At 44.8% G+C, this 20,481-nt stretch carries 12 protein-coding genes and 2 pseudogenes; 10 read left to right on the top strand and 4 right to left on the bottom strand.

Annotated elements, in window-relative coordinates:
* On the top strand, positions 1 to 416 hold a 416-nt coding region (locus tag HMPREF2955_RS00465; RefSeq protein ID WP_139145432.1), incomplete at its 5' end, for a transposase.
* A gap of 157 nt (positions 417 to 573) precedes the next feature.
* On the opposite strand, the gene HMPREF2955_RS00460 is transcribed toward HMPREF2955_RS00465, so the two are convergent.
* The 4 genes and pseudogenes from HMPREF2955_RS00460 to HMPREF2955_RS16735 all read right to left on the bottom strand — a co-directional run bounded on the left by HMPREF2955_RS00460 (position 574) and on the right by HMPREF2955_RS16735 (position 6,190).
* Positions 574 to 2,511: a DNA-methyltransferase gene (locus HMPREF2955_RS00460; protein ID WP_070719907.1), complete on the bottom strand. Its 1,938-nt coding sequence runs from the start codon at positions 2,509 to 2,511 to the stop codon at positions 574 to 576.
* A gap of 11 nt (positions 2,512 to 2,522) precedes the next feature.
* Positions 2,523 to 5,399, bottom strand: coding sequence for a DEAD/DEAH box helicase family protein (locus HMPREF2955_RS00455; protein ID WP_070719906.1), 2,877 nt, complete (start codon positions 5,397 to 5,399; stop codon positions 2,523 to 2,525).
* An 11-nt stretch (positions 5,400 to 5,410) separates the two neighbouring features.
* Positions 5,411 to 6,003, bottom strand: a pseudogene (locus HMPREF2955_RS15515) (hypothetical protein).
* Positions 6,004 to 6,013: 10 nt separating this feature from the next.
* The gene (locus tag HMPREF2955_RS16735; protein ID WP_371326376.1) at positions 6,014 to 6,190 is read right to left on the bottom strand and encodes a transcriptional regulator; all 177 of its coding nucleotides are present in this window, start codon (positions 6,188 to 6,190) and stop codon (positions 6,014 to 6,016) included.
* A gap of 140 nt (positions 6,191 to 6,330) precedes the next feature.
* Between HMPREF2955_RS16735 and HMPREF2955_RS15505 the strand changes: the two are divergent.
* The 9 genes and pseudogenes from HMPREF2955_RS15505 to HMPREF2955_RS00400 form a co-directional block, all read left to right on the top strand.
* Positions 6,331 to 6,474: pseudogene (locus HMPREF2955_RS15505) on the top strand (transposase); the annotation flags it as partial.
* Positions 6,475 to 8,190: 1,716 nt separating this feature from the next.
* Positions 8,191 to 9,111, top strand: a complete 921-nt coding sequence (locus HMPREF2955_RS00435) for an NAD kinase (RefSeq protein WP_070719900.1) — start codon at positions 8,191 to 8,193, stop codon at positions 9,109 to 9,111.
* A 130-nt stretch (positions 9,112 to 9,241) separates the two neighbouring features.
* On the top strand, positions 9,242 to 10,921 hold the full coding sequence (locus tag HMPREF2955_RS00430; protein WP_070719897.1) for an ABC transporter ATP-binding protein: 1,680 nt from the start codon (positions 9,242 to 9,244) through the stop codon (positions 10,919 to 10,921).
* A 24-nt stretch (positions 10,922 to 10,945) separates the two neighbouring features.
* Positions 10,946 to 11,899: a hypothetical protein gene (locus tag HMPREF2955_RS00425; RefSeq protein WP_070719896.1), complete on the top strand. Its 954-nt coding sequence runs from the start codon at positions 10,946 to 10,948 to the stop codon at positions 11,897 to 11,899.
* A complete protein-coding gene (locus HMPREF2955_RS00420) occupies positions 11,877 to 14,021 on the top strand; it encodes a hypothetical protein (RefSeq protein WP_070719895.1) in 2,145 nt (714 codons plus the stop codon). Before HMPREF2955_RS00425 ends, HMPREF2955_RS00420 begins: the two co-directional genes overlap by 23 nt.
* A 236-nt stretch (positions 14,022 to 14,257) precedes the next feature.
* Positions 14,258 to 14,641, top strand: a complete 384-nt coding sequence (locus HMPREF2955_RS00415) for a VOC family protein (protein WP_070719894.1) — start codon at positions 14,258 to 14,260, stop codon at positions 14,639 to 14,641.
* 105 nt (positions 14,642 to 14,746) lie between these two features.
* Positions 14,747 to 16,378, top strand: coding sequence for a hypothetical protein (locus tag HMPREF2955_RS00410; RefSeq protein ID WP_070719892.1), 1,632 nt, complete (start codon positions 14,747 to 14,749; stop codon positions 16,376 to 16,378).
* Between the two features lie 323 nt (positions 16,379 to 16,701).
* Positions 16,702 to 18,324 carry a hypothetical protein gene (locus tag HMPREF2955_RS00405; RefSeq protein WP_070719890.1) on the top strand — a complete coding sequence of 541 codons (1,623 nt, stop codon included), beginning with the start codon at positions 16,702 to 16,704 and terminating at the stop codon, positions 18,322 to 18,324.
* A gap of 546 nt (positions 18,325 to 18,870) precedes the next feature.
* Positions 18,871 to 20,328 carry a PepSY-associated TM helix domain-containing protein gene (locus HMPREF2955_RS00400; protein ID WP_070719888.1) on the top strand — a complete coding sequence of 486 codons (1,458 nt, stop codon included), beginning with the start codon at positions 18,871 to 18,873 and terminating at the stop codon, positions 20,326 to 20,328.
* Positions 20,329 to 20,481 lie beyond the last annotated feature (153 nt).

Genomic DNA, 20,481 nt, shown 5'->3' with positions numbered 1-20,481 from the left:
ACGCCATCTATGTCACAGACCGGCAAGGCATACCACTTGCCATGTCCACACCTGTTTCGGGTTCTCACAACGACCTTCACAACATCTCCCAGGTTCTTCAGGATTTGTTCGCAGGGATTAAGGACTCAGGCCTGTCCGTATCGGGACTCTTTCTCAATGCAGATACCGGTTTTGACTCTGCACTATTCAGGCGAGGTTGCCATCAGCAGGAGGTGTTCCCAAACGTCGCCTTCAATAAGCGGAGAGGTATGCGGAGAGATGACGAGTTACTTGATGAGCTGCTTTACAAGGAGAGATACAGCATTGAAAGGACTAATGCGTGGATGGACTCATACAGGAGCGTGCTCAACAGGTTCGATACCACACAAACCAGTTGGGAGGGATGGAACTATATCGCATTTATACTGATTTTCTGAAAAAGATAAGAAAGAGGGAAAAGTCTAGATGACTTCAATTTCTCCCAACCTATAAATTGAGCATTATCATCAAAACAGATTGGAATATTTATTGCTTTGATTAATAATAACCCAAATAATAATCCCAATGACATAAAATACAATTCTATTTTTGTTTTCATCCCAACTGATATATCGTCTCATCCCCACAGATGTTTCTGATTTTGAGGCGGAGGGGTTTGTTGTCGGAGGTAATTGTGCCATCCCAGAATGTTTTGGTATCAATACCATTCTTACGGACATACCCGAGGCGGTCTATGAGGATTTCGGAGTCGCTGTGCCAAGGAGAAGAAGAGGAGGATGAAATGCAATCGAGGCTGATGAACTCTATTGTTTCCAGTCCTTCTTCGCTCAACGTGATGGGCTTAAATTCTTTACAGCTCTTCAATGCTTGTTGCTGTCCTTTAAGATTGTATTCCTCTATCTTTTTATTCACACGGTCGCTAAAGAAGCGATTGATGCTTACTTGCCACACTTTGAAAGCCTCACCTTCTGGCTGGACTTCCTTCACATCAAACTCGGCAGCGTCTTCTACAACAACGTTGTCGAGCACGTTCTTTAAGTCTCTTAATTCAACTTCTATCAACGTGTCGTTCTGCTCTTTAATGAATAGCTTTATTTCCTTTATATCAGTGATGTCAATATAATATACAATTACCTTTTTAGTTTCGTCAGGCAGGTCGGGCATTGCTTCTTTCAGAATGCGATTCATCAGAGCAGTGTCTAACAATCGGGTGCTACTATCCATTAAGTTTGGAATATAAACAGGCAGCATACCCTCTTTCGTGTCATGAATACTTCCTTCCCAGAACTTATCTAGTGCATCTTCATTGCGAAGTCCAGGTATTAAGCTTTTTAGCTTGTCCATTGTTTGTACAGGGTTGCGATAGAGCGAAACCCCATCTTTTATCTCCATCACCTCAAACTCTGCCCCTGCCTTACGCAATCGGTCGCGTGTTGTCTCAATGCTGTTAATACCAACATCACAATGAATAAACCTTCGCCCTAACTTATTGGCGACTGTAGCTGTTACACCACTACCACCAAAGAAGTCTGCCACAAGCATACCCTCGTTGCTGCTGGCCTTGATGATGCGCTCCAAAAGTCCTTCAGGTTTCTGAGTGGAATAGCCTACATATTCTGAGGAGCCACTTATTAATGGTTTTGTAGTATCGCAATCCCATACATCTCTTACATAAACATTAGCATAATGTTTTGTGAAAAGGATCTTCTTGTATTTTTCATTAAGCGGCTGTCCTTTTTTTATCGAATTAACAATGTCACTGATATCTGAATCCTTTATCTTTGTCATATCAGGATTCTCTTTAAGTGTATCAATAAACGCTTTCTCATATATAACAACTTCTTTTTGAGAATTAAATATATAATCGTCATTCTTTGAATAAAAGAAAATTGTATCGTGTTTTCTTGCCCAAAATTCTTTTCCTACCCCTTGTATTCTATAGCCCCACACTATTTCATTTCTGAATTTATCCTCTCCAAACACCTCATCCATAAGAATCTTTACATAATGCCCAATGTGCCAATCTAAATGCACATAGATAGAAGCCGTGTCGCTCATAACGGCTTTGATTGCAACAAGATTCTCATACATCCAATTGAGATAGCGTTCCTTGTCCCATACATCGCCATACATCTTTTCTTCAAAGTTACGCAGCTCTTCGCTATCAATCTCTGTCTCAGCTTGCTCTATGGCTTCTGCCACTTTTGGATTACGACGAATATAAACCTTTTTGGCATAATCGGCACCACTGGCAAAAGGCGGATCGATATAGACAAGGTCTACTTTCACTCCTTTTTCTTTAAGATAAGCACAAGCAGAAAGACACTCGCCGCGAAGTACGAGGTTGTGATTAGGATTCTTGCCCACCACTTCTTGGCTTTCTACTTCGTAGAGTGGCATACCACGCTGAATGCGTTCGTACACTTTATTGTTATCACGATAGCGAAGAATGCGCCGCGTGCGCACAAAGTTGTCGAGTATTGCTTGTCCTTCGAGGACATTAGGGTCGTAAGAAATATATTTGATTGCCATGATTAATTCTTTTATTTGAAAAATTGATTGATTGCTGTAATGGTCTTTATATCTTGTTCGGCTGGTGTCATCGTGTCTTCGATATACAAGAAACTGAATCGATTGTAACCGAAACGCTCGTTATTGAGTTTCACAAACTCTTCTTCCATAAACTGTCTGCGTTCAGCAAACTTGGCAGCAAAGCCTTCGCCTTTCGTCTCAATGATAAGTATTCGTTTGATTGCCCTTTGTTCATCTCTGCTAATCACTAAGAAGTCGGGCGTGTAATTGCCGAGCAGACTCCAGTTCTTACCATGCTTCTTATAACAACGTATTTTGAAATCGGTCAGGTTATCATCACCATTGAAATAAAACTCGAGTTGCTTATCACGTATGATAGCTTGAAGAGAATCTGAAAAATAACTAATTTCAAAACTACTGTCGAACTTATAAGGTAGATAATGGTAGGTCTTGTCATTGATGTTGCTATCCGTTGGCTCGTAACTATCGGGACTGTCCAATAATGCTTGTATGGTTTGCTCCTGATTGCCTAACGCCTTAAGCGTATCAATGGTTGTTTGTATTTCTGCCTTTAAGTGCTTCTTGCCTTTATCTGCATCAACTATCTTCAACACCTGCTCTTGGTTTGGGAAATATTTAGAAGTATCATTAACCTCTATTGTTGATTGGAAGTTCTTAATCTGAAGAAGATCAGCTGTCTCTGGTATCACTTCCTCTTTCACATCTATGGAACGATGAGGAATAAAGGCTTTACGTACATTAGCACGAACGTGCTTTTGGTTATACTCTCCTTTAAGAATGCGTATACCATCACGAAACTCTGTGATAGTATCAAAGATAGCTTGCAGAGGCGTGGTGTACTTCTTTAATTGAGCAATATGCAAAGTGCGGAAGCTCTCTTTACAAATAAGGTGTAGCCAACTATTAAATGTAATAGGCTTGTCCCTTTCATCATCCAGCAACAGCTCTGTAGATTTATCTTCTATCTCTCCTTTTAGATTCTGTTGTTGGATTAGTTGTAAGCCACTGATAGAATAAAAATCATCTCTTTGCAGTTCTTTTGCAGTGTTCAGCTTATCTTCTAACACTAATGTTAGGTAAGACACCTTCAGTTGGTAAAAGTTGATCGGAGGCACATGCAATTTTTCCATACGAGAGAAACGCTGCAAGGTGTACAGTTTGGTATTACCCCCCTTATTCAGTTCTTCAATAGAAGTATGCTGTTGCTTGTCTAATTCTCTATTCAGCGTTTTAGCATTATCCTCGTTAAGCCAAATCAAAGCCGTTTCCTTATTATTCTTTACAACCTGACGTAAGCAACGACAAGAAGTCTGCAAAACCATATTCTGTGGGCATGCACCTTTTTGTGGTAAGATAACACTGGTTAGGCTCTTACAGTCCCAACCCTCTTTACCTATTTGCGCTAACAACACTATCTTTACCTTTGAGAGATTAGTGTCTAATGAAGCAAACTCAACAGCAGCACTCTCAGGTACGGAATACTCTTTATTTCCACCATGATATTTAAGAATAGCATCAGCAGGATTCAAGCCGAACTTACTGATAAGCTCAGCAACGATGGGATAGATATTCTCCTCCAAATTGTCTATACGTCCACAATAGATGGCCATTTTTGCACATGTACCATTAGAATAAACTAAATTACCATAGGTATCAAGAAACTCTGTCACGCCTTTGCGAATAATAGTTTCATAACCACCATCTGCCACTTTTATTGTTGGAGACTTCAAGAAATTACCCACACCTTCTATCAGCGGATAATAATAAACAACATTTGAAAGGTTCTTGTTTTTCAATGACAAGTCTAATCCCACCTTCACCGACTCGGCAGTAGAAAGATAAGGAGTACCCGAGAAACCTAAAACAGAATTAAAGGTTTCTGTTTCTGTCCATTTATTAACAACCTGACGCAGCTTTATGTCCCCGTCTGAAGCATGGTGCACTTCATCAATGAAAATAGAAAGATGGGGAATCTTACCTACAATAGCTCTAAGCTCATTAGAAATCTCAAACTCTTTCTTTTCCTTATCGCTAAGAAATGATGGACTTCTATCTTTATCTAATTTGTCAAGAATTACTTTCTCGGCATTGGTCACTGCCACCAGACCACGAACACCATTTGATGTCAGATGACTATTTATCTTTTGTGCATTGGGATTCTTAACAAGATTGCTCTTTTGTGCAGTCTTCTGCGCATCAAGTATTTCAAACTGAATTTCATTCTTTATTTGAGATGCAGATGGCTCTGGAAGAATCCATGTAGGTTCAAAGTCTTGTATGTTCTTTATACTGGGAATAATAGAAGACTTCAAACCCGATGGAGCCAAAATCATAAAGTTATGCGCAAAGGAAGGATTGTCCGGCTCATTTAACGAGAAATATAAGTCAAGGTAGATAAACGCAGCCATCAAATACGTCTTACCTGCTCCCATTGGTAAACTAAAAATATAGTCAGGATAGGCTACATCGTAAAATAACTTCTTAAAGACTTCGACATAGTCTATTATATCAGGATTATCTTCTATGTATTTCTTTAATGCTGGTGCAGAAACATTACCTTGCTCATCACTCAGGCAGGCATATTCATAAAGTGAAGCTGCTGCTTTATTTGTTTCAAGAACATGTCTCGCCCTAGCGGTAAGACTCATATTGTCAAGATTGAGGGACAAGAAATCTCCCTCTGTGAAAAGCCTCCACAAAGGTTTATTGCCACATTCTATCTTCAAAAACAAGTAAGTCTTTATCGCCTCAATTTGCGCATCACGCATCATCCCTTTACTTTCAATGTATGAAAGTAAAGATTTGCTAGGGCAGCCTGTACGACTTAACCATTCGTTCCTTTTCCTTTGTATAATGCTATAGAACATTGTTTTAATTTTTAATCATTTTGCTCATAATAGTATGAATAATCAATACCTTTCATAAACATTGCCAGTCATCAATCTTTGTAGTGCGAGCTGGCTGTACCAAAGCCTTGATGTGTATACTATCTGAAACACTCTCACGCATTGCCGATAGATAATCGTTCTTGTCTATTTCCTCCAATCCACACCCTGTTTGAGAGAACGCTTCAGCATAAGGTTGAGTCAAAGGTGGGTCTGTGCCTATTACCTTCCATAAATGGATGCCCTACATCGCATAAATTCGGCTGCTCTCGACCATCTGCGAACGAGTTCACATGGTACTCGTTAGTACGAATTTTCATTTCGATGTATTTATCCATAATCTCATCAAAGGTTGTTTCAACTGGTTAGTGCCACTAACCAGTTTGCTATTCTCCTTCTTCAACTTTGTTTTGAGGTACCTCCAATAGTTTTTGGTCTTTTGATAATCATCTTGCTCGTTGATTGCTGCAATGATGTCCAGCACTGAGAACCACCACTTATTATGGCTATCGTCCCATACCGCCCTCACTTCACGGTCGTTGAAGAAACGGATAGATCTTTTATTTTGTTCTTTATGTTCTGCCATAATGAAAAAGTTATTCATCTGGAATGTTAACCAAATACTTTGGACTCGCTAATAAAATCTCTGCTATTTGGAATAACAATTTAAGACTTGGTTGGCAACGATTGTAAACGTATGAGTTCACGATAGTGTGGCTTTTCCTGTTTTTGCAAGTTAAGCCTGTATGTTCTCGTTCTTGGTTAGGCTCCATTTTGTTCTACTTATGAAGCACTTTATGAGTATTATGTTGTTATTTGCAAATATAGAAGTCATCTAAACTTTTAAAATCTCTACAAATTGAGAGGAGTTTATTATCTTTGTGCTGTAAAAACCAAGATAAACACTCCTCTCATGTACGAAGTACTGGACAAAGATACAATAAAATTTGAGATCTTGCCACATTTGTCGGTGGCAAAACGCGGTTATGTTACAAAAAGTGACCTGTCGGAGGTCGTTCAGTGCATTCTCTACAAGTCGAAAACGGGCTGTCAGTGGCACATAATGAGGAAAAGGTAAAGCGCACTTCTTCATGTTTCTTATGTTCCGATGTCAACATGGACATGTTTGTGCCAAAACTCGAAAGGTGAACGTTTTCGTTAAGCCAAATGAACAATGTCGAGCTTGCTCGAACATTGTCGTGGCGAGAAAACGCACTTTTAGAGAAACGAGAAAAGAACAATTAATTCGTTCACTTGTACACTTGCCTTCTTATTAACTTGTCAACTCGTCAACTTGCCATTGCCTGTCAACTTTTTAGCAAGAAATTTAACATTATGAGTACCCTTTTTATCCACCAACCGCTTATCTTGCCGCAAAAAATCGATTCTCGCGAGGGTTTGTTTCGGTGCAAAAAGGGGGTAGTTGTAAGTGCAGGCAAAATGAATATTTATTTGGAAAAGCCGCCAATTGTACCAAATTTTGGGCTGTTTGCAGCTAAATGTATTGCGATTTGATGCAAAACGCACTGCAATATGGTGCAAAACGCAGTGCATTTTGGTGCTAAATGGAAGGCATTTTGGTGCTAAATGCGGTGCAAAATGCTGCTAAATGCGAGTCGATAAGCATAAATATCCAGTGAAAATGGTATAAACAAACCTTTTCAAAGCATTAAATACATGACTAAAAAGGGTAAAATAGCCGTTAAAAAGTGGGATTTTGGGGGCTAAAAGTGAGTTTTTGGACCTGAAAAATTATGAATTGGCAACCAATCTAGAAAGGCAAAATGGTGCAAAATGCAGGTTGCGGACTTAAAATTTGACAAGTTCCAAGCCGTGAAAGGGTATAAAAAGTGGATTTTTACCAACTTTATAGCCTATATTTTCGCTAGAACGGAGTGGAATTTGAAGAGGTGTTGTAAAATAAAAGCAACGCTTTTAAGCTTTGTGCGTTGATGGGTTGATGGCTTTTGGGGTTTGTAATTTGATGGGCTTGTGGGCTCTGAGTTTATAAGTTTATGGGTTCTTGAGTTTTGTGCGTTGATGGGTCGACGACTTTTTTTAGTTTGTAAGTTGATGGGCTTGTGAGTTTCTGCGTTTTTAGTGGTTTTGAATAGATGAGCTAGTGAGTTGATGAGTTGAAACACTTCGGGAGTTATTGGCTTTTCGTGAATTTATAGTCAAACAGAATTACTTTTGGAACGTTGTTGTTAGGAGAATGCAAGACGTGGGTTGCATTGTATCAGCAACCCCTTACCCAGAAGAAAAGGAGGTATGTTGTTTGCTTACTGTGCATCTGTGGTTTTCTAAATTCAATTCTGCCTGATTATAATCCTTGTGCTAGTAAAAGAGCACTTACACGGAAGAACTTCTGGGATGAAGGATAGCTTGAAAGGGGGGCTTACTTTTCGAAAACGAAATCCGCAACGCCTATTGACGGGCATTGCGGACAGAGAAACCGAGCCGATTTATAGTTTAGCTGCCAGCAATATTTGATTATATATGGCCGCATGAAGGTTTGCAGCACGGCCGTTGCCCGCGAAAGTCTGCTTGCCAAGCGGGCCGAAAGCCAGACTTTCGTTTCTCCCAACGCTCCTATCCTATTGTCCTTTTTTCGCATCCTTCACATATTTTACAGGATAAAGGCCGTGTTCTCGCTTTTTTTGTTTACTTTTGCAAGAAAGGACTTGTAAAGGTTACGACGGCAAAACGCAGGCAATATGCCTTAGCGAACAACGCCGAGAAACACCAAAGATAAAGTATAAACATACACGCCATGCCCAGTTGTCCGCTTAAAATAGCCATCTTCGGCAACGAATGTCAACTCCATAACGAGCGCGCCATAGCCCGTGTTGTGCAATGTTCGGCACAGCACAAGGCCGAAGTGTACGTTGACGAGCCGTTTCTTGATTACCTTCGGCAGAGCGGCAACCTGCCCGCTTACCCCTTAACACCATTCTACGGCAACGACTTCGATGCCCAACTTGCCCTCTCTCTGGGCGGCGACGGCACCTTTCTGAAAGCCGCCGGCCGCATAGGACAAAAGCAAATACCCATTGTCGGCATCAACATGGGCCGCTTGGGATTTTTGGCCGACGTGCCTGCAAGCAAGGCCGAAGATGCTTTGAACGACATCTTCAACGGCGAATACCGCATTGAAGAGCATGTGGTAATGAAGGTGGAGGCAGGGAACGAGCCTTTCGGAGGCAACCCCTTTGCCGTGAACGACATTGCCATACTGAAACGCGATGACGCCTCGATGATTACCATTGGTGTGCGTGTAGATGGTGAAAGGCTCATTACCTATCAGGCCGACGGCCTTATCGTGGCCACACAAGCAGGCTCTACGGCCTACAACCTCTCAAACGGCGGCCCCATTGTGGCACCTAACACCAACGCACTTTGCCTTACGGCCGTGGCGCCGCACAGCTTGAACGTGCGCCCCATCGTGCTACCCGACAACGTTGAGCTGCAACTCAGCGTAGAAAGTAGGTCGCATAACTATCTCGTAGCCATCGACGGGCGGAGCACCAAGCTGGTGCAAGGGGTCGACATACACATCAGCAAAGCCCCATACGTGGTGAAACAGGTAAGACGAAACAACCAAACCTACTTCACCACGCTTAGAAACAAGATGATGTGGGGCGCGGACAGTAGAAACGCCGACATGCCCAACAGCCACTCAGAAGAAGGATAACAACAGCCTGCTGCCACACAACAAGCACCGCAAAAGGAACAGCAGCTTGCCTGCAAACCCACATGAAGCGAAAGTTTGGAGGCCACCCACGGCCCGTACAGCAAGGCATAACACACCCAAATGTTGAAACATGCAAATTAAATCACTACTTAGGATACCCGACAACAAATATTCCACCAAAACCATTCTTCGCTGGTTGTGGTTGGCTTGGAACGGCAACAGGCTGCAAGCAATGCTCAATGCCTCTATCGGCGTGATGCAAGTGGTGGTGAGTTTGGCCCAGGTGTGGGCCGTAAAGCGCGCCATCGACGTGGCCTCGGGTTCTGTTCCCGGGTCCATTTACTGGGCTGTGGGCGTGATGGGACTGTTTATATTGGCCGACTTTTCGCTCAGCATAGCCAGCACATGGGTGAGAAACCTCTTGGGAATAAAGGCACAAAACCGCATGCAACAGCGTATGCTCGACCGGCTGCTCAAATCGCAATGGCACGGCAAAGAGGCTTTTCACTCGGGCGACGTGCTTAATAGGCTCGAACAAGACGTGAACCAAGTGGTTACTTTCCTCACAGAAACAATCCCATCGTCGCTTTCCGTCTTCGCCATGTTTGTGGGAGCATTCTGCTACCTCTTTGCCATGGACCACATCCTAGCCTTGGTTATCGTGGGCATACTGCCCATTTTCTTACTGGCCAGCCGCACTTACGTGGGGCAGATGCGCCAACTAACACGCAAGGTGCGCGACTCTGACAGTAAAGTGCAAAGCGTTTTGCAAGAAACCATCCAAAACCGCATGCTCATTAAGACGCTTGAAAGCGACAACATGATGGTGAACAAGCTGGGCGAAACCCAAAGCGAACTGCGCCAACACGTGGTGCGCCGAACGCTTTTCTCCGTATTTTCGAGCGTTGTTCTTAACTTCGGTTTTGCCTTAGGCTATCTCGTGGCCTTCCTTTGGGCCGCCATTCGGTTGGCCGATCATACCTTGACGTTTGGCGGAATGACCGCATTTTTGCAACTTGTAAACCGCATACAAAACCCAGCACGCAACTTAACGAGACTAGCTCCGGCCTTCGTAGCGGTGTTCACAGCAGCCGAACGACTGATGGAACTTGAAGAAAACCCACTAGAACAGCAGGGCGAACCCGAATACCTCGATGCTCCCTGCGGCCTGCTACTAGACAATGTGACCTTCGCTTACAGCGACAGAGAACGCGACATCGTGAAAGACCTCAGCTTCGACTTCAAGCCAGGCAGCTGTACTGCCGTACTGGGCGAAACGGGCGCAGGCAAAACCACACTCATCCGCATGCTACTAGCATTGGTGTCGCCCACCAAAGGCAGCGTAAACATCTACAACGACAGCACTTCGAGAGAGCTAACGCCACTGATGCGCTGCAACTTTGTTTACGTTCCACAAGGCAACACCCTCATGAGTGGCACCATTAGAGAGAACCTTAAACTAGGAAACATCGCCGCAACAGACGAAGAAATGATTGCCGCCCTGCACAAAAGCTGCGCCGACTTCGTGATGGAACTGCCACACGGACTTGATACGGTGTGCAGTGAGTCGGGCGGTGGACTGAGTGAAGGCCAAGCCCAACGCATTGGCATTGCACGAGCATTGCTGCGCGACCGTAGCATCATGCTCTTCGACGAGGCCACAAGCGCGCTCGACCCAGAAACCGAACGCCAGCTGTTAAGCAACATATTGGCATCGAGAGATAAGACGATCATCTTCATTACCCACCGACTGGCCGTGGTTGACTATTCGGACCAAACGCTACGACTAGAACGATTGGAAGCCAATTAAGCTCTTAAAAACACCACTAACCCTATGAACAAAATTACCACGCCACCCCAAAAACACGGCCCGAACATCGCCTTTGCGTTGCTCGTTGCCTTAGCCTTGTTCCTTGGGGCATGCTCTGGTACACGGCAAAAGCCCGTTCGCTCCCTTTATTATTGGAGTACCACCTTTGTAAACGACAGTCTGAAACGCCAATTCTACAAGACACACAACGTGCAAAGGCTATACATACGCTATTTCGACGTGGTGAAAAAGCCCAACCAAGAGCCACTACCCAACGCCACTATCACCTTCAACGACTCCGTTCCACAAGGCATCGAGGTGATACCCACCGTGTTCATCACCAACGAATGTATGCGCCAGCCACCCCAGTTTGCCGAACAACTGTGGCAACGCATTCGCCAAATGAACGAAACACACGGCGTGAAGAACGTGAAAGAAATACAGATAGACTGCGATTGGAGCAAGCAAACACAAGACGTTTACTTTCAGTTCCTTCGCCGGCTGCACCAATTGCTAGCCAAGGCAGGCCTTAAACTCTCGGTCACCATTCGGCTCCATCAGCTTGGCATGCAGGCTCCGCCCGTAGATAAAGGCACATTGATGCTCTATAACACAGGCGATTTTCGGCAACTTACCAACCAAAAGCCCATTCTCGACCCCGAAGTCGTTCGCCAATACATCGGCGGTTTGCGGTCGTACTCGCTCCCGCTCAATGCCGCTTACCCGCTGTTTAGGGTTCGTGCGCTGTTTCGTAGCGGCAAGTTCGTGGGGATAATACATACCAAAGACGAGTATCCCGTGCTGCCGACCGACTCGATCGCCGTGCGCGAAACCACCCTTGCCGACCTGCAAAGCGTGCAACAACTAATAAACAAACATCGTCCCGATGTGCACAACGAGATTATCCTTTACGACATTAACAACCGCAATCTAACAAAATATTCATCAAACGATTATGAAAAGATTTATAACCCTTAGCCTACTTGCCTGCATATCGTTCTTTACCAGCAAGACATGGGCATGCGCCGACGGTTCGGGTTGGCACGAAGGAAACTTCTTCGACGTCTATTCTCACGACTACGAGCTTGTGAACGCCGAAAGATTGGCACGTTTCTGGGCCAAGTACACGGGCGACCGAACACCCCTTAGCGAAGAATGGAGCAAAGGATACCGTAACGCTTGTGATTATTACTTCGAGAACGGCTGCGCCCGTCTCTTTGCTGCCGCCAAGAAAAAGCACGACGAAGAGATGCTGCTCTATCTCCGCCAAACGCTAAAATACAACAAGATTTGCGAGGAACTGAAAGACAGTTGGACCTATCCCACGGCACAACAGCTGGCCCAACGCCGCAAAACGCTGCTTGCCATGCAACGAACGGCCAAAGCCTATGGTGGCCAACGCTTAAAGGCGCAGTTCGCCTTACTATATATGCGCACCAACCTTGTGCTTAAAGACTATCGCGCCAACCAAGATTTCTGGGTACTCACTGCATCTAAGCTACCCGAAAGCGTGTTTAAGGACATGATGCACAGCCTTTATGCAAACGCCATACTAAACTTAGGACAATGGCGAAAGGCATGCGACATCTATGTAAAACAAGGCGATTGGGAAAGTATGGAGTGGGCCATGCGCAACTATCGAAACCTGGCCGGCATCAAACGCATATATAAGGAAGAGCCCAACTCGCCCACCCTAATCTACCTACTGCACTATTACGTAAACGGCGGATATGGATGGGAGTACAATTACGAAAGCTCGTTAAAGGCCGACCAAATAGAACCCGACACGAAAGCAGAGGCAGAAGACTTCATCAACTTCGTACAAACAGACGTGTTGCACAACGAAAGCGTACGCAACAAAGCCATGTGGAAGGCAGCACAGGCTATGGTGCTGTTCGAATTAACCAACTACAAAGCTGCACAAAAGTATGCCAAGGAGGCACAACAACTTAGTGGTACGAAGCGTGCGAAAGACTGCGCGCGGTGCATCGCCCTACTTGCCTCGATACATACCGAGCCTTTGGGCGAGGCCTATTCGACGTATGTTGTGGGCGAAATAAAATGGCTGCTTGGCCGAGCTGCCGAACGAAAGCCATCCAACGACGTTTCCAGATACGACTATTACCACGCCACGGCACTAGAAAACGTGGTGTACAACCACCTTATACCGCGCTACCAACAGGCGAAAGACAACAATCAAACCCTCGCCCTACTGGGCATGATAGACGCCTTAATGGGCATTGCCCTGCAAAGCGAGCCAGAAGGGCATGCCGACCTGCCTAGTTCGTGGGAGTATAAGGTAGGACTTGACACGCTTACCTCGAAGGAAATACTGGCTTATTACCAGTATTTAAGCTCGTCGCCTGCCGACCCGCTGCAACGTTTCGCACTCGAAAAGGCATCCAAAAATGCCGACTATTTTAACAGCTATATCGGTAAAGCCTACTTGCGAGAAGGCCATTTTGCAGATGCCATTCCATATTTGGAGAAGGTTAGCCTCGATTATGTCAACATGTGCTACTATGCCGAGTACGTCGCAGGCACAGATTACACCCTCGACCGCTGGTTTACACATAGCACAGAACCCTCGGAAAGCGAGAGAAACAAAAGGATCACAGTGAATCCCAGACTGAAATTCTGCCGTGATATGCTGCAACTTCAAAGCCAATATCGCCTCGCCCGCAACAAGGATGTGCAGGCCGAAGTGGCCTATACCCTTGCCTCGCACTATTTCCAAGCATCCATACATGGCGATTGTTGGTATCTAACGCGCGACAGTTACAGTCGTTACGACGAGCCTGGAAATTACGAAATGAACTTCCCCGAACAGGCGCTTACCCTGCTTAAACTAGGTGCCAACAGCCGAAAAGGCGAATTAAAGCTGCCATCTCTCTTTGCTATGGCCTACGTTTCGTACGCCATCGCCACTTTACCGCGACTGCTAGGACCTGGTTCTTGGTTTGAAGACCTAGAAAACGAAACAGACATCAACGCCAATTACACCAAGTTGGCCAAGTATGTGAAGAGTTCGAAAACGGAGGCCGCCTACATTATACACTGCGACATACTGAGAGAGTTCATGGAAACAAAGATGAAATAACGCCCATTCGCCCCGCCCTCGTAGCAACAAGAGCCGCCTAAGGTGGGGCGAAACCCACATCACCCCCTATCACTTGGGCCGTGGCACATAGGCAATGCCTGCATGCTGTTCTAGCCAACAGCGAAAGAGCATCCCAAAACATCACGCCTTTGATAATCAACAGCGTGTACCAAGCCTCACTAACGGCCATTATTCCTTACAATTAATAAACGCCTAACGAACAAACATCCCAACAAATGAAGATAGACCACATAGCCATTTACGTTTGCGATCTTGAAGGCGCACGTAACTTTTTCGTAACTTACTTCGGGGCAAAGAGCAACGAAGGCTACCACAACCAGCGCACAGGTTTCCGCTCTTTCTTCCTTTCATTCGACGACAACACGCGCTTGGAGTTAATGACTAAGCCAGAAATGGCAGACAGAGAGAAAGAACCTAACAGGACGGGTTTCGCTCATCTGTCGTTCAGCGTTGGCAGTAAAGAGCGGGTAGACGCACTAACGGCTCAACTAAAAGACAAGGGATTTGAGGTGTTTGATGGTCCGCGAACCACAGGCGACGGCTATTATGAAAGTTGTATTGTGGGATTTGAGGGCAATCTCATTGAGATTACCATTTAAAATAAGGCTGGTTTCCCGAATTTTGAACAAGGCAAGCCGCAGGCCCAATGCTCTTTATGTCATATCCCGAAACACCTTGTACATATCACGAATAAGAAAGTGCTTATGAAAAAGCTATTAGTCCTCATAATCTTCTGTTGCTATCATGCGGCAAGCCTGTATGCGCAACAAACCATCCCGTTGCCCGATGCAGATGCCATTAGTTTTGATTGCTATGGCAATAACATCGAAGTGTACACCAAGATTGGGCCAGAGCAATACACAAGGCAAAGCCTACAAGTAGAAGAGAAGACAAGACTGGATAATTCTCCCAACATAACGCAGATAGGGTGGAACATTAATCCACACAAAGACACTGTGAGCAGAAAAGACTTCGATGAGCTGCCGAAAAGGTTTATCGAGGTAAAAGACTTACATGCAATAGATTGGGACTCATACGTAGGCATGCCCTTCACCATGAATGACAGCGGGGAAAACAAAAGTGAAACGGACAACTCCACTTATGTGTTGACGTTTTTAAGGCAAGATTTTGCCGTAATACAGCCACTTATTTATAGGAATGGAAGGGGGGCAAATAACGATTGTTCCTTATCAGGCCACACTGCCGGCTCTGTTATTGCTAACCCTTCCACTCGTTCGGAGTATTTCGTACCATTGATTTTGAAACTCAGAGAAGGCAAAAAGGTATTGTTACTCTACAACAGAGGCGTTGAATATATGATGTTTCCCAGTTCAGGAGGTTGGCAAATGTTTGAGTTTGATAAAAACCTTAATCCAAAAGAGCCGACAATAGCTGCAAAAGAATGTAACGATGTCAAGTCTTACAACCTGCGGTATTTCAATAAAAAGACCTTTTACAGCGTTCAAAAGACCGAGACAGGGAAATACAGACTGTTTAACTCATTCGGACAGGATGTGCTGAAAGAAGAATATGACTCGATTATCAACCACTACTGCTTTACCATTGCAAAGCGAGGAAACGACATCGATGTTTACAACCTTTACAACAAAAAGCTAAACATTGGAAAGGCAAAAGTGGTAAAAAAGGTTGATGCTTGTGCGGCTGGCTGCATTGAAGTATTGAACGAGGAAGGGGCTTACTACTATGATGAAATGGGAAACAGGCTAAAACACCCCATCATGGGCAGCATTAGTATATGCAAAATGGTGTCTAACTGGCAACACAACATTCTTAAAAAGCAGGGAAACTACCAAATGCAAATCTATACCGACGAGCCTGGTTCTCCCATAGAAGACGAATGCTATTGGCTTTCCGACCTACTACCATCAGACGCCGTGACCTTCCTTGATGGGGAAAAATCATTCTTCCAAAGTGAAAACAGCTCGCTTTGCGGCGACATCGACGTACAACCTGAATGGATAAGAGTAGGCAGGAAAGGGAAATTCGGCATCATAGCCTATGAATATAAGCAGAAAAAGGGGGTTAAACCGAAGTTAGTTACCAAGCGTATGGATAATTACCAGCAGAAAATAAAGGTCTATCCACCCGTAAAAATCGTGGGGAAAACTGTCTTCCCGATAAACAACGACTCAATCATCATGCGTCCCGATGGTCTGATTTACTTCTACAAGGACAAGAAAGTAGGCCTCTTTCCCCGCGACAAAACACCTGTATATGATGAAATAAAGAAAGTAACGGGCTCCTTCTACCACATTGTTAAGAACGGAATCTCGGGCTGGCTCGACATTAAAACCGATGAGGAATATTGGGAGTAAACCAGCAACGATAGTCCCAGAAGAGATTAGAGAGTGGCCATTACGGCATGCCTAATGCGCTTTATACCATATCACAAAAATGCCTTTTTCATGTAAATCATGCACCATCAAGTTGCAATAAATTTCGCCAATCGCCACTCTCCCTGCACGCACAAAATGAATATACGCAAGAGAACAAGGCAAGTGCTTTTGTTGTAGAAGTTCACATTCTGCCCTGTACAAACACTACTCACACGCTTGTACCCTTTATTCTTTTGTTAAATAATTAGCATTTTACCATTGAAATGATTATCTTTGCTCACAACACAAATAAATAAGCGCCTATGAAAAAGCTATTAGCCCTCGTTATTCTCTGTTGCTATCATGCAACAAGCCTGCATGCGCAACAAACCATCTCGTTGCCCGATGTTGATGCCGTTAGTTTTGACGACAGTAGCAATGACCTCAAAGTGTACACCAAAATTGGGCCGAACCAATACACAAGGCAAAGCCTACAAGTAGAAGAAAAGACAAGACATGACAAATCTCCCAACATCATGCTGATAAAGTGGAACATAAATCCACACAAAGACACATTGAGCAGAGAAGACATCGACAAGCCACGGCAAAGACTGGTAGATGCCCAAGAATTACATGCAATGCCTTTGGACGAATACATCAACAAGACCTTCAGCATTGACGACCATGAGAAACAAAAGCCTCAAACCAACGATCCCACCAGTGTGTTGAAGTTTTTAAGGCAAGATTTTGCCACCATACAGGATCTTGTCTATGGTGATGGAGAGCATGATAATTACAACCGCACCCTATCAATCAACCTGCCTGACTCTGCCGTTACCTGGCGCTCCACTCGTTCAAGCTACTTCGTTCCACTTATTTTGGAAATCAAAGGAGGCAAAAAGATATTCATACTCTACAAGGAAGGCATTAGATACGTGATACTCCCCAGTCCAAAGGGTGGACTAATGTGTTCGTTCTACAACCCCCTTTATTCCGCGAAGCTGACAATGGCTGGGGAAAAGTACGACGGAGCCAAGCCTTACGAATTTCAATACTTCAATAGATATAGTTTCTACGACGTTGAAAAAACCGAAACAGGGAAGTGCCGACTGGTTAATCAACTTGGAGAAGACGTACTGAAAGAAGAATACGACTGGATTAGCGGCAGCTACCGTTTTATCATCGCAAAACGAGGAAACCGCATCGACGTTTTCAACCTATACCTCAACAAACTAAATGTAGGAAAGGCAAAAGTAGCAAGAGAAATTGAAACGTGCATGGTTGGATGCATTGAAGTATTGAACGAGAAAGGGGCTTACTACTATGATGAAATGGGCCAAAAGGTTAAAGGTTTCATCAAGAGGTGGCGTCGGGTATGCGGAACAGTGATTGACTGGACACACAACATTCTCAAAAACAAAGGCAAGCATCTAGTGCAAATTTACACCCGCGACCCTGGCGACCCAGACATAGACGAACGTTATTGGCTTTCCGACCTCCTGCCGTCAGATGCTGTGACATTCCTCGATGGGAGAAAATCATTTAGCTATGATGAAAACAGCGATGACCCCAAAGATAAAGCGTACCCTAAAATGCTAAGGGTATGCAGGAAAGGAAAGTACGGTATTATGGTCTATGAATATTACAGGGAAAAGAGCATGCTACCAGAGTATAATTACGAGTCTTTGGGTAATAGGGATAAGACAATTATGATCTATCCACCCGCAAAAGTCGTGGGAAAGACAATCTTTCCGATAAACAACGATTTCCTCATCATGCGCTCCGATGGTTACATTTACTTCTACAAGGACAAGAAAGTAGGCCTATACCCCCGCGACAAAGTACCCGTATATGATAAAATAATGAAAGTAACCGACTCCTTCTACCACATTGTCAAGAAAGGAATACCGGGTTGGCTCGACATTAAGACCAATAGGGAATACTGAAAGAAAACCAACAACATTAGCCCAAAAGTGATTAGAGGGTAGCCATTACGGCTGCCCTTAATTACCTATTCATTCCTCCGCTTTTAGGACAACGCGACACAAAAAAAGACAAACGCAGATGTGGTGATAAACGTTGTTCCACTCTCCCACTCGCGTATAAATGTGTTATCGGGGGATTAACCCATGCAATTAACCTCCTAACGACCGTTAGAGCCTGTGCAGTTGTTGTTTGCTTGTTGAGCAGGAAACGATGCAAACAGCCTAAGATAATTGACAAGCAACCTAACAACCGATTAGGGTCAAGTACGCCATTACGTCTTAAAGTGCGTGCGTTCCGTTCATTTTAGGCCGATTTGATTTTGCAAAATCAGTCGTTTTTTGTATTTTTGTGCACTCAAAAAGGCTTGCCACATGGTGTTGACCACAGCTTAGGTTCAACGGCTAGTGCTCATTTTTTACTCCTCACCCACTTTCATGGGTTATGCCAAGCCATTTGCACATGGCTCATAACAAGAACGGGTGCAGTAACATACAAACAACAGAAAAGTGAAAAAGAAAAAATGGACAAAGCACCATCGTTACTTCGGATTGGTGCTAGCTTTCTTCTTATTGATGTTTTGCCTATCGGGAATTGTACTTAACCACCCCACACTTTTTTCGAGTGTAAACGTGGGACGCAACCTCCTACCCCAAGAATACAGCTACGACAAGTGGAACAACGGACTGTTTCGCGGCACCATTAAATGGCGCAACAAGGTTCTGCTCTACGGCAACGCAGGCGTGTGGCTAACCGACAGCACTGCTAAGGCGTTCATGGACTTCAACAAAGGTATGCCCCAGGGAGTGGACAACCGCAATATTCGCGGCATGGCCATCGTGCCTACGGGCGAAGTTTTCGCCGCAGGACAATACGGACTGTTCAAACTTGACGGAAAAAAGACGTGGCAAACCGTGAACTTAGACTTGCTGCACGGCGATAGAATATCGGACATTGCCACACGCGGAGATACGCTCGTGGTAACAACGCGGTCGCAAGTTTTCATTGCGCGCGTGCCTTACCACAGTTTTCAACGCATAGAACTAGCCGCACCCGATGGTGGCGCGCCACGTTTTTCGCTCTTCCGCACCCTTTGGTGGCTGCATAGTGGCGAATTATTTGGACTTGTGGGCAAGCTCGTTGTGGACGTGGTTGCACTGATACTTATTTTCCTTTGCCTTTCGGGAGTTGTTTATTGGCTGTTGCCCCATTTGGGAAAGAAGGCGCACACTGCTGCAAGGCAATGGCTGTTTTCGTGGCACGACCGCATCGGCCGACTAACAATCGTACTCACCCTGCTTGTCTGCATCACGGGCTGGTTTCTTCGTCCGCCCCTGCTTTTGCTTGTAGCCAACGTAAAAGTACCTGCCATTCCGCTAACCAAAACCAGCAGCAACAACCCGTGGTACGACAAACTGCGCTCGCTGCGTTGGGACGAACGCATGCACGACTGGCTGCTTTACACCTCGGATGGGTTCTACTCGCTGGCCACGCTCTCGGAAAAACCTAACAAACTAGACGTTCAACCGCCTGTAAGCGTAATGGGATTGAACGTGCAAAAAACGGTGGACGGCGATTATTGGCTCCTTGGTTCGTTCAGTGGACTGTGCATTTGGCAGCGTAGTACGGGGATGGTAATCGACTATTTCACGGAGCAACCGGCCATAGCCGTGCAAGGTCCGCCTGTAGGAGCCAATGCCGTAGCAGGTTTCAGCAGCGATTTCGGTCCAAACGAATACGTAGTTAACTATTCGGCAGGCACAGATTTTGCCCCAATGCCCCAATGGATGTCTTCGTTGCCGATGTCGCTTCGCAACGTAGCATTAGAGATACACACGGGTAGGATGTACACTTTCTTAGGTTCGATGTCGGTTGTTTACATCTTTATCGTGGGCATGGCCATACTTTGGTGCCTGTGGACAGGCTGGAAAATACGTGTGCGGATAAAGAAGAAAAAAGAAGAGTAGGCGTAGCTTTCAAGGCTTAAACGCCACTTATTTATCTCTACGTCCGGGCTCTGTTTCGCCCCTTTCCCCGCCTTTAAATGCAACAACTATACAACAACGTGAAGTTACAAGTTTGCCATAAATGCTGCCTGGAATCCATTTGGGCATCATTTT

Origin of the sequence: Prevotella sp. HMSC073D09, from assembly GCF_001814145.1 — a bacterium.
GTDB classification, from domain to species: domain Bacteria; phylum Bacteroidota; class Bacteroidia; order Bacteroidales; family Bacteroidaceae; genus Prevotella; species Prevotella conceptionensis.
Note: the sequence above shows the minus strand (reverse complement) of the source record. Positions and strands in the feature narration are given on the sequence as shown.